We start from the raw sequence: 23,291 nt of genomic DNA, 5'->3' as shown, positions 1-23,291 counted from the left end.
ATATGCATATCTTGTTGATGACCTATGGCACACGCGGCGACATCCAGCCCTTCATTGCTTTGGCGTACGGGTTACAACAAACCGGCCATATGGTTACACTTGCCGCCCCCGGGCGCTTCCAATCGTTAGTGCAACAACACGGCCTCGCATTTGCGCCCTTAACAGATGCGTTAATAAATCTGACCAGCAAACCACAATTTGCGAATGCGTCAAATCCGGGCACCGGATTCCTAAAGAAAATAAGCAGCATCTTAAAATTGCGTGCGCAAGGAAGAGACCTTCAAGGTGCGCTTCTTGATGATATTTTTGAAACCATTAATAGGCTCAGGCCAGACAAAATAGTATTTCATCCAAAAGCCTTTGGCGCCTTGGCAATTGCTGATCATTTTGCAATCCCAGCCATTCTGGCCCAGTTGATCCCAGCACTTATTCCAACTCGTGCCTATCCGCATATCGGCTTTCCCAATATGTCGGATTGCCAGAAATATAACCTTCTGACAGGGAAGCTTGTGAAGGGGTTGGTTAATCTGTCGTTGCGCAACAGCCTCCGCGATTGGGCATCAAAACGGCATAAAGCCATCCCGTATCAGAAATTTGATATCCTAAAATCACAAAAGTTCGGAGCCATCACGATTCTAAACGCCTATAGCAACGCCATCATAGCGCGCCCAAATGACTGGCCGAAAAAAGCTGCTGTCACGGGCTATTGGTTTGTAAATGATGCTTTGTACGAGCCAAGCACCGAAATGACGAGCTTTATCAAAAACAGTCAAAAACTGATCTATATCGGGTTTGGCTCCATGCCCGCCGCCAATCCGCAAAAGACCGCCCAAATGTTGATTGATGCGGTCAAACAGGCAAATGCCCAGGCAATCATTGCAACCGGTTGGGGCGGTATTGCTTCCGATGTTGATTGGCCATCCAACATTTATGCCGTTCGGGAAGTACCACACGAATGGATGTTCAAACATGTAAAGACCGCCATACATCATGGGGGGGCCGGAACGTGTGCAGCAGCATTACGGGCGGGATGCCCATCCATTATTGTACCGTTCTTTGGCGATCAACCATTCTGGGCCAAACGGCTTTACACGATCGGCGTTGCCCACCAGTTGATCCCCTCATCGAAGCTTGATGCAAAATGTCTTGCCAGCGCCATAAGCGACATTCTGGCAACACCACAGGTTCACGAAACAGCAAAACGAATTGCCAAACAAATTTCGCATGAAAACGGTGTTGCTACGGCGGTTGATCTGATCCTGAACGGCACAGAAATCGCAGCTTAGCTCTTGGTAACCGTTCGCATTGCAATTGACACCATCAGATAGCTCAAACCTGACGAAATCAGATTAATCCCAAGCAACAATCCAATCGCCCAAGTGGCAGCACTTGGCAATTCCACGAATATTAAAACACCGGCAAGCACTGCGATACCGCCGGAAAACAGCAGCCATTTCCAGCCGGGAAACTGGCTGAGCCGGAACGCCATGGCAAGTTCAAGCAATCCTTGCAGGATAAAGGCAATTGCCAGCAACACGGTCAGGGTCACAATCCCGGTCAGCGGGAAAAACGCCAGCCACCCACCAACAAGCGCAAACAGAACACCTTGCACCACATCGATCCAGCGGCGCGTTGGTGTATCGGCATTCCACGCGCCGTAAAAATGCCCGACAGCCCCGATGATAAACAACCAGCCGATCACGGTTTTAAACGCAATCGTCGTGGCAAACGGGAAGGCGACGGCAAGAATACCCAGCAAAAGCAGAACGATCCCGACAGTCCGAAGCCGTTTGCGTCCCTTTTCCAGAAGTGCGCGCATTTCCGGCGTGCCGTCATTTACAACGAGTGTCATGGATCTGTCCCTTTGGTTTCATTTACCGATTTCTTTAAATGTGATCCGTCGTTTGTATAAACGCCGCCATCAAAGCTTGGTTCCGGTCGATGATATGTTCAGGATACCTGCTTTTCATCCCCAACAAGATCGGCGCGGATATTGCCCGCCAGGGCAAGGCGCAAGGCATTGACGATCGCAATGACATCAATCCCCTCCTGCAGCACGGCACCAGCAACCGGACTGATGTAGCCAAAGGCGGCAAAGCCCATGGCAAAGATCGATAACACCATGCCACCGATCACACTTTGCAGCAGAATGCGCCGCATGGTCATGCTGATGTGAAACAGTTCGTCAACCGCCTGAAGCGAACTTTCGGGGATCACGGCACCGGCGGCCTCGGCCGTTACAGAACTGTGTTTACCAAAGGCGATACCAACGGTTGCCACCGCCAGCGCGGGCGCATCATTAATGCCATCCCCCATGAAAAGCGTGGGCGCAAGCGCCGTTTCGCGCCGCACGATTTCAACCTTTTGCTCCGGACTTTGTGAGGCAAGACTCTCATCAATGCCAAGCAGCTTTGAAAGATGACTGACCTCGCTTGCGCGATCCCCCGACAGCAGCATGACCTTGTTGAAATTATGAACCGGCCCGAGATGCCCGACGAAATTCCTGCCATCGGCACGCGGGCTATCGTGGAAACGCAATGTCGCACCATAGGCACCATCAATCATGATCACGCATTCAAGTCCGCTGACATCTGGCGGCAGGATTTCGGCCATGGCCGGGTCACTTGCGATCAGCTTTTTGCGGTGGGTCACCGCAATCTCCTGACCATCCACCGCCCCGACCAGCCCCTGCCCGGGCTTTTCTGATACTCGAGCCACATCGCCAAGCGCCAGTTTGCGGGTTTCTGCCGCTGCCAGCACCGCGGTTGCCAGCGGATGTTTTGAATACCGTTCAAGACTGGCGGCCAGGCGCAAAACCTCGTTCGCGCCATGACCGCTGGCGGGCAGAACTTCGACCAGTTCAGGTCGGCCATATGTCAGTGTTCCGGTTTTATCAAAAATTGCCGTTTTACATGTCGGTAACCGTTCCAGAACCGTCGGATCGCTGATCACGATGCCCCGTCTGGCGGCCATGGAAATCGCGCTCATAATCGTGATCGGAATGGCAATCAAAAGCGGACAAGGCGTTGCCACGACCAGGACTGCCAGAAACCGCACGGAATCACCGCTCAGATACCAAGCGATAAAAGCAACCAACAAAGCAAACGGGGCGAACCACGCCCCGATCTGATCCCCGATCCGGCGAATTTTCGGGCGTTTCTGTTCGGCTTCCTGCATGACCTGCATGATTTGGGCATAGCGTGACTCACTTGAAAGCCTTTCCGCCCGAATGACCAGAACCGCATCTCCGTTGATCGCACCTGAAAGCACCGATGCCCCTGGTGCCTTGGCCACAACAAACGGCTCCCCGGTCAGGTAACTTTCATCCATGGCGCCATGACCATCGACGACCACCCCATCGACCGGGGCAGTATCATGCGGGAAAATCGCAATCAGATCACCGACCACGATGTCATCAAGGCTGATGTCGGTAATGTTTTCGCCGTCTTTGCGATGCGCCACACGCGGCATCCGATCGGCAAGCGCATTTAACGCCGAAGATGCCTTGCGCATGGCAAATGCTTCAAGAACCTGCCCACCGCTCAGCATCAGGATAATCAGCGCCGCCGCCAGATATTCGCCCAACACCACACCGGTGACAAAGGCAATCACCGCCAGAAAATCCGCACCGAAATCCCGGGCAAGCGCCTTTTGCACGATTTCAAAAATCAGAACCCCGCCGCCCAGTGCAATCACTGCAAAAAGCGGCCAATCCATCGCGGCATGCCCGAAAACCGGTACAGAGATCGAAACCGGTATCAAGGCAAAATGGGTGACAATGCCGACAACGGTCAAAATCAGAACCGCCCGGTTAAGACGAACCGCAGACCATATGGGCGTTTTCTGTTCTGGCACACCACCGTGCTGATAGGCATGCATAGGGGGGTTCTCCGCAAATGACCAAAGCAGGTAATGAAGCCTAGCCCCAAACAGGAGTTTTACCGAAAACTATTTGCAAACCGCATGCTGGAAGCTTTGACAGCCTTCGTCACAACCGGCGTTTCGAAATCTGAGACAAAATTTTTTGGCTTTCTGAATGCCAAAACACTGTTGGTGCAATTCGTCGCAACCAAGTCAAATCAGCGAATTTCAATTGTTATAGGAACGATTATAAAAAATTGCTGATAAGTGGTTCACACCAAGAGGTTTTGACACCCTGCCTTCAAGGGATTATTGAAGGCAGGTATCTTTCCGGAATGGATTGAAAGCCGTGATCAGAACCCGCCAGATATATTCGGCACTCAGACGCAGCCTGTCGGTTGCTGTCGCGTGCTTTTTGCTGGCAAACGCCCTGATGTTCGGCTTTATGCATGCGCCGGTCGCGCTTGCCAATACCCCGGCCGCTGTCGGTGGCAACGCCGATCAGAACTTTATCCCGCTTATCATCTGTACCGCCAATGGCATCAAGACGATATCTGTCCCGGCTGGTGCAACAGAAGAAGGCGGTTCTTCCCCTCATTCCAGTGCCTATGAAGGATTCCAATGCGCGATTTGCGGCCTTGGCAATCATGCGGTCGGCCTGCCCGTCGAACCGGAATTGCCATTGATCCATCGCGTGCGAATGTCCAATGCGGTCACCGCCCTTCATATCACGGCACGCCTGCATGATTTCTGTCCGATTGCGGCATCGCCCCGCGCCCCGCCCTTTCCCGTCTGAGTGTCTCCCGGCCTGATGGATGATGTCCGTTGCCCTTACTGGCCCCGGACCACCCAGCATGGTCAACTTCAGATTGTTTGAGTTCCGGGTAGGGATCATCGGGCCAATGCGCCCGTATCCCGACAGACCCGCGACCGAATTGGGGATATCGTGATGCCAAACGCATCGGCTCATGCCAAAAATGCGCCAAAAGGGACAAGCAGCCTCTATCGCGCTGTCTGGCGCTGGCATTTCTATGCCGGACTTTTTGTTCTGCCTTTTATGATTCTTCTGGCCGTCACTGGTGCAGCCTATCTTTTCCGTGACGAAATCGATGACTGGGTCTATTCCGACCTGAAATTCGTCAATGTTCTGGATGTACCGCCACTTCCGATCAGCACACAGGTTGATGCCGTGCGCTATTTCGTCGGGGACAAACCGGTCAAAATCATCACGCCGACCTCGCCGGACCGTAGCACCGAAATCGTCATTGCCACATCGGCTGGTGATCGCCGGTCGGTTTATGTCGATCCCTATACCGGGCTGGTGCTGGGATCGATGCCAGATCGCGGCACGATCATGTGGCTGATCCGCCGCATTCACAGTCTGGCCGAATTTGGTACCGTTACCAATTACCTGATCGAAATCGCCGCGGGATGGAGCATCCTTCTGGTCGTGACAGGCACCTATCTTTGGTGGCCGCGTGACAATCAAAGCGGCGGCGTTCTAACCGTGCGCGATACCCCGGCGCGTCGGCGCTGGTGGCGCGATGCCCATGCGGTTACCGGCATTTTCGTTGGCTTCTTTATCGTGTTTCTGGCCGCGACCGGCATGTTCTGGTCTGTATTCTGGGGTAAATATGCCAACGAATTCGCCAATGGTACGCCGAGCGGCTATCCATCGGGTGTTCGCGTCGATGTGCCCCTTTCGACCGTCCCGATGATCAAGGCTTTTGGTGAAACCGGCTGGACCACCGAAAACGCCCCAATCCCGTTATCGGTTGATGGCACGTCAACTGCCAATGGTGGCACACCAACTCCGTTTGGCATCGATGCCGCCGTGGCAAAGTTCGCGGAACTTGGCATTGCGCCCGGCTATGCGATTTCATTGCCAAGCAGTGAAACCGGTGTTTACAGCGCATCAATCTATCCCGATGACCTGTCCCAGCAGCGCGTCATTCATCTGGACCAATATTCAGGTCGGCCTTTGATTGATATGGGATATCAGGATTACGGCATCTTTGGCCGGATCATGGAATGGGCGATCAATGTTCATATGGGTCAGGAATACGGGGTGATCAACCAGATTGTCCTGATGATTGTCTGTGCCGCGATTGTCTTTATGGCTGTTTCGGGCGGGGTGATGTGGTGGAAACGCCGCCCGGCCGGATCGCTTGGCATACCGCCCTTGCCGCGCCGGACAAAAAGCCTGGTCGGGGTGACGGCGATCCTTGGGATTGGCGGAATCATTTACCCGGTCGTCGGTGTATCCATGCTGGTGATCTGGTTCCTGGACTGGCTGTTTGTGGCCCGCCCCGCCCGTGCATTGCGCGTGGCCTGAAGGTTCGACAATGCAAACCAGCCGTCCGGCTGGACAAAATATCTGGTGTCGATACGCGGCACCCCGCAAAGTGCCGCGTATCTCCCTTGTGCCATCGGGAGTTCCCCATGAACAACGAAGACGCCTTGAAACATCTTGAGAAACTTGCTGAAACCCCGGCCCTTGATATGGGGGCCAATGCCGCCATCGGGCACCACGAAGAGGAAGGCGAATATATCTTTCGCATCCTGTCGGGCCTTGTGATGCAATGTCATTATGCCGAAGATGGCGAACGTCAGGTCTGCCGCGTGTTCCGCCCCGGTGATCTGATCGGGCTTGAAACGGTTGTCGAACCGGGTCTTTCACTGATCAGCGAAACCTTGACGCCGACGGTCCTGATGCGCATTCCGGTTGCGCGCATCCGAATGGCACAGGCGACCAATCCCGAACTGCAACAGGCGATCCTGCGGCTGCTCGCACGCGAGGTTGTCGATGGCTATAACTGGAAGGTCAATCTGGGGACCGGATCGGCGATGCGCCGGATTTGCCGTTTCCTGCTCTGGAGTGCCAAGGATGATCACTGCCCGCTGCCGACACGCGACAAGCTGGGCAGCATCATTGCCACAACCACCGAAACCGCAAGCCGCATGATTGCCGATCTTCGCCGTCAGGGTGTTTTGCGCAAAAGCCGGTCACGCCCGTCAACGGTCGTGATCGACCGGGATCGCGTGCGCCAGAAGGCCGGTGATTTCTGGGACCACCGCGCCGCGTGATAACGGACGAAACCTGTTGAAAACCGGGAATGCGGTCGCCTGCATGATCAGTGCGGCCGCGCGTTCCCGCCAAAGGACACATCGAACGGCATGGTCACATTCGATTTCAACAGCATTTCAAAATCGCTGGCAGGGATCGGCTTGCTGAAATAGAAGCCCTGTACCTCATCAACGCCTTCAGAGACGATGCGTTCCAGTTGCATTTCGGTTTCGATCCCTTCGACATTGACCGCCATGCCAAACGACCGCGCCAGGAACACCACCGCGCGCACAATCGCGGCATTGCCATCGCGGCTGTCGAGGTCGATGATAAACGACCGGTCTATCTTGATCTTGTCGACCGGGAATCGTTTCAGATAGGCCAGCGATGAATAACCTGTGCCGAAATCATCAATTGCAATCCGGATGCCCTGATTTCGCAAAATGCCAAGCGTGATCGCCGCTTCGCGCGGGTTATCCATCACCGCACTTTCAGTGACTTCAAACTGCAGCTGGGTCGGGTTCAAACGCGACCGTTCCAGAACATCGCCGACACTTTCAATCAGGTCTTCGTGCCGGGCAAGCTCCAGAGGCGACAGATTGACCGAAATCGTCAGTTCACCATATCCGGCATCGACCCATTGCCGGGTCTGTTTGCAAGCCTGATTAAGCACCCAATGGCCAACATCGGCAATGATGCCCATGCGTTCGGCCACAGGAATGAAATCGACCGGGCTGACCTGCCCGCGGGACGGATGGAACCAGCGCACCAGCGCCTCCATTCCGATGATCTTGTGGTTCGCGATATCAATAATCGGCTGATAGAACAGCTCCAGCTCGTCATTTTCAATCGCGTGACTAAGGTCGCGTTCAAGCGCCTTGCGTTCCTGCACTTCGACCTGCAAACGCGGTTCGAAGAAATGATACCGGTTACGTCCTTCGGCCTTGGAACAGTAAAGCGCCAGATCGACATTGCGGAACAGGTCCTTTTCATCGCGCCCGTCCTGCGGGAACATGCAGATACCGACCGATGTCGATGCCTGCACCTCGTTCCCGTCCAGCATGAAGCGTTCCGAAACCCTTTCAATCAGGCGCTGTGCAACAAGGGTCACTTCCTCGACCGTACCCGGATCATGGATCAGGACGGCAAACTCATCCCCGCCAAGGCGTGCGACAACATCCTCGTTGCGCAGACAAACCCGCATGCGTTCCCCAACCCCCTGTAAGAGCAGGTCGCCGATGGGATGCCCAAGCGTATCATTGATGTCTTTGAAGTTATCCAGATCAAACAGCATCAGCACGAAACTGCGCTTTTCATGCTTGCCACGCTTGACCGCGGCTGCAAGGCGTTCCTGAAACAGGGTGCGGTTCGGAAGTCCGGTCAATCCGTCATGATGGGCCAGAAACTGGATACGTGCTTCGCTGCGTTTGCGGTCGGTGATGTCGGTGATCGATCCTTCGATCAGAACCGGAACACCTTTGTCATCGCGTACCAGTCGTGCATTTTCTTCGACCCAGATGATCTTGCCGTCGCGTCGGCGCATCTCGGCCTCAAACCCCTGAACCACGCCATCGCGCATAAGCTTGCCCGTCAGGCGCAGACGATTGGTCGGGTTCAGGTAACATTGCGAAAACCCGGCTTGGGACACCAGCAATTCATCGGCACTGTCATAACCAAGGATCGATACGAAGGCCGGATTGGCAGACAGGATATCGCCAAGCGGGCGGCTCTGATAAAGACCTTCGGCGGAATTTTCGAAAATGCCGCGATATTTTTCTTCGGCCCGGCGAAGGGCACGTTCGACCGACAGCTTTTCGGTCACATCCTGCCCGATGCAGATCACGCCCGATACGTCGCCATCCTCGCCGAAATGCGCACGCGCATTCCATTGCAACAGGCGAACCTCGCCATCGCGGCGCCGGAATGAAATGACTTCGTCCTTGATGATCTCGCCGGAAATCAGGCGTTTGATGCCCTGACGCACCAGATCGCGTTCACCGTCAAGCAACAGGAAATCAAAGAAATTCTGCCCGGCGGCTTCCATCCAGGAAAAGCCGAATGTCCATTCGCATTCACGGTTATATTCCAGAATGCGACCTTCGCTATCAAGGAACAGGATCACGCTGCCTGCGGTCTGGACCAGCGCGCGATAACGTTCCTGACGGCGGCGCAGATCATATTCCGCCTGACGGCTTTTGGTGATGTCGGTAACCGTGACGCTATAACCCAGAAGCGATCCACCTTCGCCACGAATTTCGGTGGCATTGATCCGCACCCAAAGCTGGCTGCCATCCTGACGGCGCATTTCGATATCGCGCGCCTGAATACCTGCCCCCGATACGAGGTCACGACGCAAATCCCGCAAATCCTCGGCCCGGGCATAAAACTTTTCGCTATTGGCAATATAGGCCTGTCGCAATTCGCGGGCATTGTCATAGCCAAACAATGTCGCGGCTTCTTCGTTCACACTGGTCAATGTGCCATCGGCGGCCAGATCGATAATACCGTGCACAGCATGTTCAAGGGCACGGCGATAGCTTTCCTCGCGGGTGCGTTCCTGCCCGAAAAGTGCAATCGCATCCTGTGTCGGCAACGGCATGCGTTGCCACTGATAAATCCGCTGCCCGTAATGCACGGTTCGGATGTCATCCCAGTCGGCAATGTTTTCGCCGTCTTCGATCAGAGCACGCTGGCCAGATGGTTTAGTCAGCGACAATGCTCCAGGCAGCCCCATTTCAAGGGCGGCCTGCTCGGCTGCCTTGTTGGAGAATCGCAAACCGCCGTCACGCTCCACCACCAGAACAGGCTGCGGCGAAATCAGAACCCCGGTACCAGTCGTCGCATCTGCGTCCTGAAGGGCGATGATCCGGATGAAAACCTGTCCGGAGAGTGAAAGCTGCCAGGCAAAGAATTGGACATCGCGGCCATCAATTTTATCGACACGCGAAAAATATCCGACGGCATTTAGGGCCTCGGCACTGATTTCACGGATATTTTGGGCGATTTGGGGATGGGTATCAATCTTGTGCCAGGTATCATCGGCAAGGTCGGGTGAAATCGTCTGCGCCCTTGGCGCATTGACAAGAAGGCTCTCGCCGATGGGATCATAAACCCCCGACGGGACACGAAGATGCCCAATCAACGCCGCAAGAGTCCCCGCAGCATTGCTTGAAATGATAACTCCCATACCCAGCTTATTCGTCATTTTTGTTATCGCTGCGAGACCATAACTTTTACCCCATGCGCTGCAAAGGCCTATTTTATTCCCAAGAGAGAATGCGATGCGTTCTTGACGCTAACATGTTGTAATTTTTTAAGCATCCCCTTCGGTTCACAGCCCCTGCACATGCACGCGCAGCAAGCCCCCCTGTGTTCCGACGCCCAAAGGATGCGCCACATTTCACTACGCAATCATTAAAATCGTGAATATTTAACCGGTTAACTGTTGCCGGGGATCAAATACCGTCTTAGGTTCTATGTCCATCGGAGTTGTCACACGCCATCAACCGGTGCGTCGACGTTTCGCGGGAATACCCGTTAACGGTCAGTCACCCGGAAAAGGAGTAATCATCGTGATCTCACATCAGGACGCCTTGATTTACACAATGGTTATGGTTTCGGCCTCGGATAACGACATCACCGATGCGGAACTGTCCGCAATGGGGCGTCGGGTTCGCTATCTTCCGATTTTTGCCGGCTTTGACAATGACGGTGTCACCGCGGTTGCGCGCGATTGCGCCAAACTGCTTGCCGAAGAAGACGGCCTGGACAGCACGCTGGACATGATCCGCGAAGCCCTGCCGCGCAAATTACGCGAAACCGCTTATGTCTTTGCCTGCGAAATTGTCCTGTCTGACAGCGAAATCAGTCAGGAAGAACTTCGTATTCTCGAACTGATACGTCATCGGCTCGATATTGACCGCCTTGTGAGTGCCGCGATTGAACGCGCCATGGCCGCGCGATATGTCCGCCCCGGCGAGTTTTAGTCAATCGCGCAAAGACGGCACAGAACGACCACATAATTTCCATTCCGACGACATAGCGTCGGCCGATAACGACGGAAACCGAACGAAACGCGCATAAAACCGGGCAACGCCCTGAATTGCTGCTTTCTTTGTCAGACCGCCATGTTATGGCCGCACTTGCGATTTGACTGCCGCCCACCCGGTTCAACCAGCCGGGATGATTTTGATCGTCTGATCGCTTTTTGATCGTCACATCGAAGGCCCACGCGTTGGCCAAAACGAAGGAACACCGTTATGACCGCACTTGCCGGGGAAAACATCGCATTCATCGGTTTGGGACTGATGGGCCGTCCTATGGCCCTCAATCTCGAAAAAGCAGGGGCGATCCTGACCGTCAATACGCGCAATCCCGAAACGCTCAATGCCTTTGACGATCTGGGCGTTGCCACCGCGCCCACCCCGGCCGATGCGGCGGCGAATGCAGATATCGTCATCATCTGTGTCGCCAATACCGAAGCCCTTGAAAACGTGCTGCTTGGCGAGGATGGCGTGATTGACGGCATGGAAGAAGGCACCATCGTTGTCGACATGGGCACGACCGCCATCGACGCCACCCGGCGCTTTGCCGATGCCGTCGAAGAAGCCGGCGGTCACTGGATCGATGCCCCGGTATCAGGCGGAACACACGGGGCTGAAAACGGTACGCTCACCATCATGGTCGGTGCCGAAGAAGAAGATTTTCAACGTGTCCAGCGAGTCTTTGGCGTGCTTGGATCACGCGTCACCCATGTCGGTGAAATCGGATCCGGCCAGATCGCCAAGGCCGCCAACCAGATGATCGTTGGCATCACTATCGGTGCGATTGCCGAAGCCTTTTCCATGGCCGACGAAGCCGGGGTCGATCTTGGCAAATTGCGCTCCGCACTGACCGGCGGATTTGCGGATTCCGCGATCCTGCAAAAGCACGGCGAACGCATGATCGAACGCAATTTCGAACCAGGTGGCAAGGTCGTGACCCAGCGCAAGGACCTGTATCAGGCGCTTGAATTTTCAGAAGGCGAACTGGGCCTTGAACTGCCCTTCTCGCGGCTCGCCCTTGAACTTTACGAAGAACTGATCGAAATGGGCGGCGGCGATCTTGACCATTCCGCCCTGATCAAGATTTACGAAGAAGAATGACACGCAAAAAGCAGGGTGTCCTTGGGCGACCCTGCTTTTTGCAAACCAGACAGCGCCTCATCCTGGCAGATGCGATCCCATTCGGTACAGGTAAAGCATATCCGATCCCGACTGCATCGGGACTTCGCCAAAGGCCTGCCAGCCTGGAATGGCAAAAGCGCGTGAAATCACAATCCCGCCCGGTGCCATGCGCTGGTTTAACACATCGCCGACATCGGCCATCACCCGCGGGTCAAGAAAGCACACCACAACATCCCCCGGATTCTGATCGTGCTTTCTGAAGTCCGCGCGCACCAGCGACAGGTTTTCAAGCTGTGCCAGCCGCGCGCGAATGCGGCTGACCGCATAGGGTAGCGGCGATAACTCAATCCCGGTCACCGTTATATCGGGTCGGGCACGCGCGATATTGATCGCCAGATCGCCCCATCCCGATCCGAAATCCGTCACCCGGCAGGGTTCCTTGGGAAGATAGGATATGATTTCGTTGCGTGCCTTGCGACCACTTGGCATCGGCACCGCACGCAACCGGATGGCATAGACCACGATCAGTGCTGTAACGACGCCAAGAATGACGAGGATGGATAATTCGCTCATGGGCCTGCTAACCAATCTTTCTGATCTGTGCTAGGTTGGTGTCTTACTCCTGCCACAGGGCATTGTCCCCGGCAAGTTTTCACCCATCCAAGCGGGACAACCATCGCGCCATGAGCCAAGACGCAAGCAACCGTATCGACGAACTCGAAATCCACATCGCCCATCTCGAAAGCTCGATACATGACATGTCCGACATGATCAAATCACAGTGGGACCGGATCGACCTGCTGGAACGGCGCAACAAATTAATGGCCGAAGATATAAAACGGCTTGTCGATTTTCTGCGTACATCACCAGAAGATGATGCACCTCCGCCTCATTATTAATGGTGCCATGAACTGGCCCCGCCAACCCCAGAGATGCCCTTGATCAATCCCTATCTCGACATCCCGGTGTTCGACGATTTCGCCAAGGTTCTTGACCCGTCAATTTATCGCGAACTGCCCGATGACTGGTGGGTTGGCACATCCGATATCGTCGGATCGACCAAGGCGGTCGAAGCAGGCCGTTACAAGGAAGTCAATATGGTCGGCGCGTCGGTCATTGCCGCAGCCACCAATGCCATCGGACATTCGGATTTTCCATTCATCTTTAGCGGGGACGGTGCAGCGATTGCCTGCCCACCCGACAAGGTTCCCGCCGTCCGCGATGCCCTTGCCGCGACCGCCATCTGGGCAAGCGAAGAACTGCGTTTTGATTTGCGGGTTGCCTTGGTCCGCATCGACGAAATCCGAAAAAGTGGTCACAGTGTCCGGGTTGCCCGTTTTCTCGCATCAAAAAAGCTGGCCTATGCGGTATTTTCCGGGCGCGGCATTTCCTGGGCCGAAGAACAGATGAAACAGGGCCATAACCTGATTACCCCGGCACCGTCTGGCACGCAGCCCGATCTGACCGGACTTTCGTGCCGATGGTCGCCGATCCGGGCCGAGGATGGATGTAACATCCTGTCACTAATCATGCTGCCCCGCGATGATCGTGCCCGTTTTGACCGTTGCGCAACCGCCCTGTTTGGCATCCTTGAACAGGACCGTCGCGACAGCAATCCGGTCCCGGAATCCGGTCCCGATTTCCGGATTGGCTGGCAAAGCCTGCGCCTCGAAGCACTGGCAACACAGGGAACCGAAGGATCAAAACTGCGCGCATGGTGCAAGGCGCTTTTCGTCTCCTGCGTTGCCCTGTTTCTGTTTAAAACTGGCCGGAATCTTGGCGATTTCGATCCGGTGCATTATCGCGAACAAACCAAACTCAATACTGATTTCCGACGCTTTGGCGATGGTATCTGGCTGACTGTCAATTGCACCGCACCACAAACAGAACAAATCGAAACGTTGCTGTCGGATGCCGAAAACAATGGTGATATCTGGTTTGGGATAAAACAGCAGGACGAAGCACTGATGACCTGCATCGTTCCCGATATTGCAAAGGACTCCCACCTGCATTTCCTAGATGGAGCCGATGGCGGTTACACCGCGGCGGCCAGCATCTGCAAAGCAAAGATGAAAAAGCTCCCGACACAACCAGATCATGCAGAACTCGCATCAACTTAACGACACTGATGCTTTTCTTGCATCAGTAACCGGTTTGCGCGATCCTGAACCATCTTTTGTGACAACAGGTGACCGTCATGGATACCCGCGAACTTCAGGCATTGATCGCCGTTGCCGATGAAAAATCCTTTCATGGGGCCGCCGCCCGCCTTGGCCTTACGCAACCTGCCATCACGCGCCGTATCCAGCGCCTTGAAGAGCGCATTGGCGCACAGCTTTTTGACCGGTCGTTAAAGCCGTTACAACCCACCCCCGCCGGGCACCGGGCATTGGCCGAAGCCCGAGACCTTTTACGCCGCCTTGATAGTTTCACCGAAAGCATCACCGGCAACAATGCCGTGACCGGTCCGTTCCGACTTGGTGTCAGTCATGGGGCGGCACCGCTTCTGGCGGCACACGAACTGCGTGATCTGCACGCACGTTTTCCCGACATTTCGCTTACAATCAAAAGTGGCTGGTCAAGCGAGCTGTTGCCGCTGATGCGGCGGGGCGAAATTGATGCCATGCTGTCGCTGGATGGTCCGCATGGCACAATTGGCGGCATTGATGTCCGCGATATTCCGCCAAGTCTGCGTGCCCAAAAACTTCTTGATGATCAAATCGTTGCCATCGGCCCCCGGTCAGCCAAACATCACCCGAAAAACATTGCCGAGCTGGCAGAACATCCCATGGTCCTGATGCCGGATGGCTGTACTTTCCGGGCACTTGGCAATGCATGGGCGCGCCAGAACGGGGTGCAGTTCAAATCCGTCCTTGAAGTTTCCGCTCTTGAATTGCAGATCGAAATGGTCGCCGCCGGGGCAGGATACGGCATCATGGCACGGCGGTTCTGCATGCACAGTCCGGCGGCAAACCGCATTCGCATCCTTGATATTCCCGGCATGAACTGGGATATGGGGATCATGCTGATCCGTCGTCAGTCCAACACCGATCTTGATGATATCATTGATACCGTTGGCAAAATTGTCGTCGAAGCCGGGGCTATGTCCGATCCGCTGCCAGATAATAATGCGCAAATGTTATCAGCATAATAATCCGAATGAATTGGACGCATTACACCATCGCGTTCAAAATCGGAACAATTATTGAAATCCGCTCCGGAGTAAACCGATGAGCCCCACTCTTCGCACCGCCAAGTGGTTTCCTTGGCTTGTTCTTGTCGCTGGCTGTCTTGTCCTGGCAGTCAATCTTGGCATTCGCCCGTCGCTTGGCCTGTTCATCCCCGATATGCTGACCGCCACGGGCTGGAGTGCCTCGACCTTTGGTCTGGCCTTTGCCATTCAGAACCTGATGTGGGGTGTTGCCGCTCCGATTGCCGGCGCCCTTGCTGATCGCTATGGCACCACGCGCACACTGATTGGCGGGGCGCTGTTTTATGCGCTGGGTCTGTATCTCATGGGGACTTCGACCTCGCCAATGGAACTGCATCTGACATCGGGATTCCTGATCGGAGCGGGGGTCGGCGCGACCAGCTTCCCGGTCATTCTGGCCGCTATCAGCCGCGCCTTTCCGCCGAACAAACGCAGCTTCGCACTTGGTTTGGCATCCGCCGGGGGATCGGTCGGCCAGTTTGTCATGGCCCCGACAACCCAGTTTCTTAATGACGGTTATGGCTATGTCACCGCCCTTGCAATTCTTGCCGTCATGTCGATGATCATCGTGCCCTTTGCCTTTGCGCTTACCGGCAAGGCCGAGGCCTATGGCCCCAATTCAGGTGGTGCCGATCTTGGACCGACCGGGCTGGTCGCGGCCTTTCACGAAGCCCGCAAGCATCGCGGTTTTCTGCTGCTCAATGCCGGGTTCTTTGTCTGCGGCTTCCATATCGCGGTGATCGCAACCCACCTGCCAACCTTTACCCAGCTTTGCGGCCTGCCCGGTTCGGTCGCGGCACAGGGCCTTGCCATTGTTGGCCTGTTTAACATCATCGGCACCCTGACCGCCGGTTGGGCTGGTGGGAAATGGCGTAAAAAATGGGGCCTGTCGTTTATTTACGGTATGCGAGCACTGGTCATTCTGCTGTTCATGCTTGCCCCCAAAACCGCCGAAACCATCTGGCTGTTTTCTGCCCTGATGGGAGCGCTTTGGCTGTCGACCGTGCCGCTAACCAGTGGCATCATCGTACAGGTTTTCGGCCCGCGCTATATGGCGACCCTGTTTGGCATTGTGATGCTGTCCCATCAGATCGGCGCATTCTTTGGCGCATGGATGGGCGGGATCATCTTTGATATGACCGGCAGTTTCGATGGCGTCTGGATCACGTCGATTGCGCTGGGCATCTTTGCAGCCCTTGTCCATATGCCGATTGACGACAAGGCCCTGCGCGTCGAAGCCAACGCCTGACCGTTGATCATCCAAACAAAACCGTGACACATATTTTCTGTGTCACGGCTTTCTCCTATCAGACCATCGTAGCAATGATCTTGCCGCGTGCCCGGCCCGATGATTGTCGGGCAAAGGCATCGGCAAACTGATCAAGCGGCACGGTCCGGTCGATCAGAACACGCACATTGTTCTCGGTCATCGCCGAAACGACCCGTGCCAGCCGATTCCCGTCAGACATGTGAAACACAAACTGCGCATTGACATTGTGGGCATGTGCCAAGGCCTCATCCGGCGGGGCAACAAGCGATAGCAGCCTGCCGCCGCTTCGCAGAACACCAAACGATTTTTGCTGTGTTTCACCGCCGATGGTGTCAATCACCAGATCGATATCCGAAAGCATTTCTGCAAAATCAGCGTGGCGATAATCGATCATCTGATCTGCACCCAATGTCCGCGCAATGTCGATCCCGTCCCCGGATGCGGTTGCAATCACGCGTGCACCTGCCGCGCGGGCGAACTGGATGGCAAAGCTACCCACCCCTCCTGCCCCGGCATGGATCAGAACCGTCTGCCCGACACCAAGACCACCCAGCTCAAACAACGCCTGCCACGCCGTTCCCGCAGCCGTCGGAATGCCTGCGGCGACTTCAAGCGGCATGTCTTCGGGCACCTTCACCAGATAATTCGCCGGAACACAGGCAAACCCGGCTAACGCCCCGCCCGCAACCGGATCAAGCCGGGCAATAACCTTGTCACCCTTGTGCCAGCCGATCACATTTGCCCCGACATCCTCGATCATCCCGGCAAGGTCGGATCCGACCGTGTATCGGAATTCCAGCGGGAAGTAGCCCTGCAACACGCCGCTTTGCAATTTAATATCAAGCGGATTAAGAGCTGCTGCTCCCACCCGGACCAGCACGTCCTCCGGGCCGATTTCCGGTGTGGCAATATCGCGGATGACAGGTGCGGTATTGTAATCATCAAGTCTAACGGCTTTCATTGCGCGGCCTCCTGATCAGTGATTGGCCATGCGCCCACCTGATACAACCAGCCAAGCCAGTCTTCCAGATGCCATGTATGGGTCACCTTGCCGTTTTCGACATAATGAAATTCGTGAATCGGCATGTGAAAAGCCCTGCCTGTCGGCGCAATCCCGAACCATTCGCCTGAATGCGTGCCGGTGATTTCGGCCCGCACGGCAACCCGGCCCGGTCCGCCAATCATTTCGTGGACGATGATTTTCACGTCTGGAAAGGCAGCCTGAAACGCCCTGATCAGGGGCTTCATGCCATCGCGTCCCGGTGCCTGCCCGGGGGCAAGCGGGATATCCTGCCAGTCGCTGCAAACCGCCTCATTCAAAAGGTCGGCACCTTCGCTAAAAGCCCGATAGAGTACCTCGATGGCCTTGCGATCCGGGTCTGATACCCCGGTAATCACAGGCTTATTGATTTGCTCCGTCATTTTCATTTCCCATTCAGGATTGTTGGATATGGGAAATGCTATCGATCCTCTCGACATACTTGAAATCGATATAAAATATATGACAACATCCATTTTATGGATTTACATGGTATCGACCTTAACCTTCTGGTGGCCTTCGACGCGCTGATGAAAGAACGCAGCGTCACGCGCGCGGGTATCCGCGTTGGCCGCACCCAACCGGCCATGAGTGCCGCACTATCGCGGCTGCGCGGATTGCTTAATGATGAACTTTTCATCCGAAGCCCTGCGGGCTTGCAGCCAACCCCGCGTGCCCTTGATCTTGCCGAACCAATTGGCCATGCGCTGGCCGAAATTCAGCGCACGCTTGAATTCACCCAGACGTTTGATCCGACGACGTCAACCGCGACTTTTTCCATAGCACTTTCGGATCATCCGACCTTCAAAGTCCTACCAGTGTTGCTTGATGCGCTGCGTCAGAAGGCACCGGGCATCACGCTGCGGATCGGGAACTTCACCGCGCGGGATGACGCCATTACCCTGCTTGACGCGGGGGAAGCCGACCTAACGATTGGCGTCTCCCCCACGGCAAGCGGGCGCATACTGACCCGACCGCTGTTTTCGGAAGACTTCGTTTGCGTTCTGCGCCGTGACCACCCAGCAACCAAGGCACCGCTGGATATTCCGGCTTTCCTTTCGCTATCGCATTTGCTGGTATCACCGGAAAATGACCGTTTTGGTCTGGTGGATGCGGCACTGGCAAAAATGGGCCATAAACGCCGCCTTGCCGTGACCCTGCCAACGATGTACGCCGCCCCGCTTGTGATTGCGCGCTCCGATCTGATCGCGACTCTGATGGCGGGCGTCATTCCAGCGTCTGGCCAGGCCGATGCTCTTGCCATCCGCCCGCTTCCCTTAGATCTTGATCCGATCGGCTTCACCATGTCCTGGCATCGCCGCAATGATGTCCATCCCGCACAACGCTGGCTGCGTGATTTTGTCGCGGGCCTGCCGCTTGATGGATAACAAGACGCCCGGTATCTGCTACACCGCCGACCCAAATCGCCTCTTTCCCGCGGCGCAGCGTTAAGCTAAAACCCGCTAATGGACAGACCGGTTTACATGACCCCCGAAGGGCTCGCAGCCCTTCGCACCGAACTTGATCACCTGTGGAAAAAGGAACGGCCCGAAACCGTTGCAGTGGTTTCATGGGCGGCAGGTAATGGCGACCGGTCGGAAAATGGCGATTACATCTATGGCAAGAAGCGCCTGCGCGAAATTGATCGCCGGGTGCGCTATCTGCGCAAACGGATCGAGGACGCGGTTGTTGTCGACCCGCACGAACAACCCGATCACAGCCGGGTTTTCTTTGGCGCCACGGTTACATATGTGAATGCGCGGGACGAAGAAGTCACCATCCGCATCGTTGGCGAGGACGAGGCCGAAAGCCTCAAAGGCAGAATAAGCTGGATTTCCCCTGTCGCCCGCGCCCTGATGAAGGCCGGTGTCGGCGACGTCGTCACGTTGCGCACCCCGGCGGGCGAGGACGAGCTTGAAGTCCTAAAAATCAGCTATCCGACTGCATAACCCGTCGGTTCTGTGACCGCAATTTTATACCCATCCGGATCACGGATAAAAAACTGATGCGTGCCGTCTTCAAGCTCTGTCACCGGCTCTGGCTTGAAACCTGCATCATTTAACGCGTCAAACATGACATCAACATCATTGCATTCCAAATACCAGACCAGCCCGGCAAAGGATGGCCGCATCCGGCGTTCTTCGTGCGAAACGCCGCCATGGGCGGCCAGCATCAAACGGATTTTGGCACCTGCATCACCCGCTTCCAGCATCGCCCAGACCGGCTCGTCATCCTGATCGGACAGGGTACGCGCCACCACCTCAAACCCTAGAAACCGGTAAAACCCGATACTGCGGTTGATCTCGGCAACGTTCAGAAGCGGTGTGGCGGCTGTGATCATCATGATCCTGTTAAACGCAAAATCGAGGCACGATTATGCCCGGCGGCATCAAACGCGTACAGCCCCGCCGCACGCGACCGGGCCTTATCCTTACATCCGGCTTTTAACCCGCCTGGTCGGTTCGGCCTGCAACGGGTCGTCGGGCCAGTAATGTTTGGGATAACGTCCCTTCATCTCGGCCTTGACCTGCGCATAGGAGCCGTTCCAGAACCCCACCAGATCAGACGTCACCTGAAGCGGCCTTTGCGCTGGCGACAGCAGATGCAACGTTACCGCCACCTTGCCACCGGCGATTTTCGGTGTTTCGGTCGCACCGAACATTTCCTGCAACCGGACCGGAAGGGCGGGTGTTTCACCGCTATAATCAATGCGGATATGGGATCCGGTCGGCACGGTCCAATGGGTCGGGGCCTGCCGGTCAATCTCTTGGCGCCTGTTCCAGTCAATGCCTGACATCAAAGCCTCCGCCAGATTGATCTGCCTGAGCTGGTTGCGCTTATTGATCCCGCCAAGATATGGCATCAGCCAATCCTCAAGCGATGCCAAAAGCGCATCGTCGCTCATGTCGGGCCAGTTTTTCGGATCAACCCGGTGCAGAAACGCGATCCGTTCGCGCAGTCCCTCGGCCGCCTTGTCCCAAGGCAGGCAATGCAGGCCAAGACGACGAATGCCTTCGATCATCGCGGCCGCAATGGCATCAGGTCCGGCTTCGTCACGGGTGGTCTTTTCGTCAAGCACCAGCGCCCCGATCCGCCGTTGCCAGCGCGCCTGCACCGCATCGCTTTGCGCATCCCAGAAGACCTCTGTCCCTTCGGAAATCTGATCGGCGAAATGGGTTTCAAGGCTCGCGCGCGATAACCGTGCGGCAAGGTAAATTCGTGCCTCTCGTGCCTGTCCGTCAAGCTCCGCCACCGCGACATAGGGTTCGCTCGCCAACCCATCATTGTTGGCCAGAATCCCGCCACGCCCGCCCGACAGGCGATAACGCGCATCCGTACCCTTGCGTCGCTCGCCAATCCGGTCGGGATAGGCAAAGGCCAGAAGCAGCCCGACCTGATCGGCATGATCAACAGGATCAGCGGGGTTCTGACTGCCCGTTTTGCTGGCCTCTTTCTTCGCGGCATTACCCAATCGCCGCGAAAGCTGCCTTGCGGCCTCGGTGATCATTTTCGGGGCCTTGCAGGCCAGAATCGCCTCGACCCTAAGCCGTAAATCCGCGCCGCGACCGCGCATGAAATCGCGATCCGATAACAATGCCGCCAGCGCACAGGCAACCTCGCCCAGTCCAAGGCGCGCCCCACGCAACATCATATGCGCCAAGCGTGGATGCACCGGCAATCCAGCCATCGCGGTGCCCATCGGCGTGATCCGGTTGGCATCGTCAATCGCCTCAAGCCGCCGTAACACATCACGCGCCTGATCGATCTTTGCCCCGTCGGGCTGATCCAGCCAAGGCAGGCTTGCCGGATCAGACACGCCCCACCGCGCGAGTTCCAGCGTCAGCGGCGCCAGATCGGCATCGGCAATTTCCGGCGCGGTAAAGGGCGGGCGGGCGCGATGTTCGGCCTCCGCCCATAGGCGATAACACACGCCGGGCTCTAACCGACCGGCACGGCCACGACGTTGTTCGGCACTGGCCTGCGATGATTTGACTGTCACCAGCCGCGTCATGCCCGATGCCGGGTCAAACCGTGGCAAACGCTGCAGTCCGCAATCCACCACCACCCGAATGCCATCTATCGTCAATGACGTTTCGGCAATCGCGGTTGCCAGCACCACCTTGCGCATACCATCGGGGGCGGGCTCAATCGCAATGTCCTGCGCCTTGCTTTCCATCGCACCATAAAGCGGTGCAATAATCACCGTTGGATCAAGCCCGTCTTTCAATGCCGCCTCAACCCGCGTGATTTCGCTCTGTCCCGGCAGAAAGGCCAGAATCGACCCGCTTTCCTCGCGAAGTGCCAATCGGATCGCCGCCGTCATTTCCCGGTCAATCCATGCATCGGGGCGGATTGGAACATATTTTGTTTCAACCGGAAAGGCACGGCCTTCGCTGGTGATCACCGGGCAGTCGCCCATCAGGGCCGCAATAGGACCGCCATCAAGGGTGGCCGACATCACAACAATACGCAAATCATCGCGAAGGGCGGTTTGCGTTTCCCGCGCCAAGGCCAAACCCAGATCGGCATCAAGCGACCGTTCGTGAAATTCATCAAAAATCACGCAACCAATGCCTGACAGTTCCGGGTCATCCTGGATCATGCGCACCAGAATACCCTCGGTCACGACCTCGATCCGGGTTCGAGCGGAAACCTTGCTGTCAAACCGCACGCGATAACCGACCGTCTCGCCCACGCTTTCGCCCAGCAACTGCGCCATCCGGCGCGCTGCCGCCCGCGCGGCCAGCCGCCGGGGTTCCAGCATCACGATCTTCTGATCATTCCGCCATGCCCTTTCCAGTAACGCCAAGGGCACCTTGGTCGTTTTCCCCGCCCCCGGCGGGGCCTGCAAAACCGCGTTGATGCCGGTTTCCAGCACGGTACAAAGGTCGGGCAGAACCGCATCAATCGGAAGGATGGGGAAGGCTTTGGGCATGAACTGGACTAACAACTACGGCAAGGGCCGGACATTACTGAAGGATTTCATCAAAAGCGCAACAAAATCAGACCAAACGTACCGGCCCCGCATATTTCGCGACCAGATCATCCGATGTCAGAAGCATTATCCCTTCCGATATCGCCTGAGCAACCAGAAGCCGATCAAACGGATCCTTGTGAATAGACGGTAAAGTATCGATCATAAGCGTATGTTCGCCAGTGATCGGCAATTCGGAGTATCCATTATCAATTAACCCTCGACGCAATAGCCGGGCATTCACCCGAAAATCATCTCGCCCCAGCCCGGACTTGATTGCGATTTCCCAAAGACTGGCCGCGCTGAAAAGCAATTCGCTCTCAGCGTTTTCGATCAGATCAACTGCGCCAGATGGAAGCTTTTCCGGTTCTCCTGCCGCCCAAAGGATCAAGTGTGTATCGAGCAAAAGCTTCATCAGCGCAGACCAAACATTTCTTCGATCTCGTCCGATCCCATTCTGTCGAAATCGTCCGGAACCAGAATTTCACCGCGAAGGAATCCCGTCCGTTTGGCAAGGGACTTCTCGGGATCAAACGCAGACATCTGAACGACCGGTTTTCCTGCCTTAGCAATCACAAGATCCTCGCCGTTCATTACCCTTGCAATCAACCGGGACAGGTGTGTTTTGGCCTCATGAATGTTAACGGTTCCCATCGCGCACCTCAAATATGACTAAGTTAACTTAGTCTATCTTATATTTATC

22 protein-coding genes and 1 pseudogene are annotated in these 23,291 nt (G+C 55.9%); 13 read left to right on the top strand and 10 right to left on the bottom strand.

Annotated elements, in window-relative coordinates; translation table 11 throughout:
• The first annotated feature begins 2 nt into the window (after positions 1-2).
• The gene (locus ABIE64_RS00625; protein ID WP_354376338.1) at positions 3-1,286 is read left to right on the top strand and encodes a glycosyltransferase; all 1,284 of its coding nucleotides are present in this window, start codon (positions 3-5) and stop codon (positions 1,284-1,286) included.
• Here the strand turns inward: ABIE64_RS00625 and ABIE64_RS00620 are convergent.
• Together ABIE64_RS00620 and ABIE64_RS00615 are read right to left on the bottom strand one after the other, a co-directional pair.
• The gene (locus ABIE64_RS00620; protein ID WP_354376337.1) at positions 1,283-1,852 is read right to left on the bottom strand and encodes an HdeD family acid-resistance protein; all 570 of its coding nucleotides are present in this window, start codon (positions 1,850-1,852) and stop codon (positions 1,283-1,285) included. The genes ABIE64_RS00625 and ABIE64_RS00620 overlap by 4 nt on opposite strands.
• Positions 1,853-1,950: 98 nt before the next feature.
• Entirely contained in the window at positions 1,951-3,879 is a 1,929-nt protein-coding gene (locus ABIE64_RS00615) for a heavy metal translocating P-type ATPase (RefSeq protein WP_354376336.1), read from the bottom strand.
• 331 nt (positions 3,880-4,210) lie between these two features.
• On the opposite strand from ABIE64_RS00615, the gene ABIE64_RS00610 reads away from it, so the two are divergent.
• The 3 genes from ABIE64_RS00610 (at position 4,211) to ABIE64_RS00600 (ending at position 6,948) form a co-directional block, all read left to right on the top strand.
• A complete protein-coding gene (locus tag ABIE64_RS00610; RefSeq protein ID WP_139192148.1) occupies positions 4,211-4,657 on the top strand; it encodes a DUF2946 family protein in 447 nt (148 codons plus the stop codon).
• A 153-nt stretch (positions 4,658-4,810) separates the two neighbouring features.
• Entirely contained in the window at positions 4,811-6,196 is a 1,386-nt protein-coding gene (locus tag ABIE64_RS00605) for a PepSY-associated TM helix domain-containing protein (protein ID WP_354376335.1), read from the top strand.
• A gap of 107 nt (positions 6,197-6,303) precedes the next feature.
• On the top strand, positions 6,304-6,948 hold the full coding sequence (locus tag ABIE64_RS00600) for a Crp/Fnr family transcriptional regulator (protein WP_354376334.1): 645 nt from the start codon (positions 6,304-6,306) through the stop codon (positions 6,946-6,948).
• Positions 6,949-6,995: 47 nt separating this feature from the next.
• Here ABIE64_RS00600 and ABIE64_RS00595 read toward each other — a convergent pair whose 3' ends face one another.
• On the bottom strand, positions 6,996-10,133 hold the full coding sequence (locus tag ABIE64_RS00595) for a sensor domain-containing protein (RefSeq protein ID WP_354376333.1): 3,138 nt from the start codon (positions 10,131-10,133) through the stop codon (positions 6,996-6,998).
• A 367-nt stretch (positions 10,134-10,500) separates the two neighbouring features.
• On the opposite strand from ABIE64_RS00595, the gene ABIE64_RS00590 reads away from it, so the two are divergent.
• From ABIE64_RS00590 to ABIE64_RS00580, 3 genes and pseudogenes are all read left to right on the top strand, one after another.
• Positions 10,501-10,914, top strand: a complete 414-nt coding sequence (locus ABIE64_RS00590) for a tellurite resistance TerB family protein (protein WP_007090469.1) — start codon at positions 10,501-10,503, stop codon at positions 10,912-10,914.
• Positions 10,915-11,166: 252 nt separating this feature from the next.
• Positions 11,167-11,676 (top strand): annotated as a pseudogene (locus tag ABIE64_RS00585) (NAD(P)-dependent oxidoreductase); the annotation flags it as partial.
• A complete protein-coding gene (locus tag ABIE64_RS00580; RefSeq protein WP_255356857.1) occupies positions 11,659-12,072 on the top strand; it encodes an NAD(P)-dependent oxidoreductase in 414 nt (137 codons plus the stop codon). The pseudogene ABIE64_RS00585 and the gene ABIE64_RS00580, both read left to right, overlap by 18 nt.
• Positions 12,073-12,129: 57 nt before the next feature.
• On the opposite strand, the gene ABIE64_RS00575 is transcribed toward ABIE64_RS00580, so the two are convergent.
• Positions 12,130-12,666 (bottom strand): SAM-dependent methyltransferase, encoded by a 537-nt coding sequence (locus tag ABIE64_RS00575; RefSeq protein WP_007090471.1) that lies wholly within the window; start codon positions 12,664-12,666, stop codon positions 12,130-12,132.
• Positions 12,667-12,776: 110 nt separating this feature from the next.
• Here ABIE64_RS00575 and ABIE64_RS00570 point away from each other — a divergent pair, with 110 nt between their 5' ends.
• The 4 genes from ABIE64_RS00570 to ABIE64_RS00555 all read left to right on the top strand — a co-directional run bounded on the left by ABIE64_RS00570 (position 12,777) and on the right by ABIE64_RS00555 (position 16,553).
• Positions 12,777-12,992 (top strand): SlyX family protein, encoded by a 216-nt coding sequence (locus ABIE64_RS00570; protein WP_007090472.1) that lies wholly within the window; start codon positions 12,777-12,779, stop codon positions 12,990-12,992.
• A 33-nt stretch (positions 12,993-13,025) separates the two neighbouring features.
• Positions 13,026-14,213: a DUF3095 domain-containing protein gene (locus ABIE64_RS00565; RefSeq protein ID WP_354376332.1), complete on the top strand. Its 1,188-nt coding sequence runs from the start codon at positions 13,026-13,028 to the stop codon at positions 14,211-14,213.
• A gap of 77 nt (positions 14,214-14,290) precedes the next feature.
• On the top strand, positions 14,291-15,244 hold the full coding sequence (locus ABIE64_RS00560) for a LysR family transcriptional regulator (protein ID WP_071240974.1): 954 nt from the start codon (positions 14,291-14,293) through the stop codon (positions 15,242-15,244).
• A gap of 79 nt (positions 15,245-15,323) precedes the next feature.
• Positions 15,324-16,553: an MFS transporter gene (locus ABIE64_RS00555; protein ID WP_071240975.1), complete on the top strand. Its 1,230-nt coding sequence runs from the start codon at positions 15,324-15,326 to the stop codon at positions 16,551-16,553.
• Between the two features lie 58 nt (positions 16,554-16,611).
• Here the strand turns inward: ABIE64_RS00555 and ABIE64_RS00550 are convergent, their stop codons facing one another.
• Together ABIE64_RS00550 and ABIE64_RS00545 are read right to left on the bottom strand one after the other, a co-directional pair.
• Positions 16,612-17,535: an NADP-dependent oxidoreductase gene (locus tag ABIE64_RS00550; protein ID WP_354376331.1), complete on the bottom strand. Its 924-nt coding sequence runs from the start codon at positions 17,533-17,535 to the stop codon at positions 16,612-16,614.
• On the bottom strand, positions 17,532-17,996 hold the full coding sequence (locus ABIE64_RS00545) for an ester cyclase (protein WP_114094654.1): 465 nt from the start codon (positions 17,994-17,996) through the stop codon (positions 17,532-17,534). The genes ABIE64_RS00550 and ABIE64_RS00545 overlap by 4 nt, the downstream gene beginning before the upstream one ends.
• 96 nt (positions 17,997-18,092) lie before the next feature.
• Here ABIE64_RS00545 and ABIE64_RS00540 point away from each other — a divergent pair, with 96 nt between their 5' ends.
• Positions 18,093-19,001, top strand: coding sequence for a LysR family transcriptional regulator (locus ABIE64_RS00540; RefSeq protein WP_114094593.1), 909 nt, complete (start codon positions 18,093-18,095; stop codon positions 18,999-19,001).
• Between the two features lie 78 nt (positions 19,002-19,079).
• Complete coding sequence (gene greB / locus ABIE64_RS00535) at positions 19,080-19,562, top strand: transcription elongation factor GreB (protein WP_258548458.1); 483 nt, start codon at positions 19,080-19,082, stop codon at positions 19,560-19,562.
• Here greB and ABIE64_RS00530 read toward each other — a convergent pair.
• The 4 genes from ABIE64_RS00530 to ABIE64_RS00515 form a co-directional block, all read right to left on the bottom strand.
• Entirely contained in the window at positions 19,547-19,957 is a 411-nt protein-coding gene (locus ABIE64_RS00530) for a VOC family protein (protein ID WP_354376330.1), read from the bottom strand. The genes greB and ABIE64_RS00530 overlap by 16 nt on opposite strands.
• Before the next feature lie 87 nt (positions 19,958-20,044).
• On the bottom strand, positions 20,045-22,549 hold the full coding sequence (hrpB, locus tag ABIE64_RS00525) for an ATP-dependent helicase HrpB (RefSeq protein ID WP_354376329.1): 2,505 nt from the start codon (positions 22,547-22,549) through the stop codon (positions 20,045-20,047).
• Positions 22,550-22,616: 67 nt separating this feature from the next.
• Positions 22,617-23,003 (bottom strand): type II toxin-antitoxin system VapC family toxin, encoded by a 387-nt coding sequence (locus tag ABIE64_RS00520; protein ID WP_037991809.1) that lies wholly within the window; start codon positions 23,001-23,003, stop codon positions 22,617-22,619.
• Entirely contained in the window at positions 23,003-23,242 is a 240-nt protein-coding gene (locus ABIE64_RS00515) for a type II toxin-antitoxin system Phd/YefM family antitoxin (RefSeq protein WP_037991808.1), read from the bottom strand. Before ABIE64_RS00515 ends, ABIE64_RS00520 begins: the two co-directional genes overlap by 1 nt.
• Positions 23,243-23,291: the final 49 nt, after the last annotated feature.

The sequence above is a fragment of the Thalassospira sp. MBR-102 genome, from assembly GCF_040549275.1.
In the GTDB taxonomy this organism is placed as follows: domain Bacteria; phylum Pseudomonadota; class Alphaproteobacteria; order Rhodospirillales; family Thalassospiraceae; genus Thalassospira; species Thalassospira xiamenensis.
The sequence above is the reverse complement of the archived record's forward strand: the minus strand, read 5'-3'. Positions and strand labels throughout refer to the sequence as shown.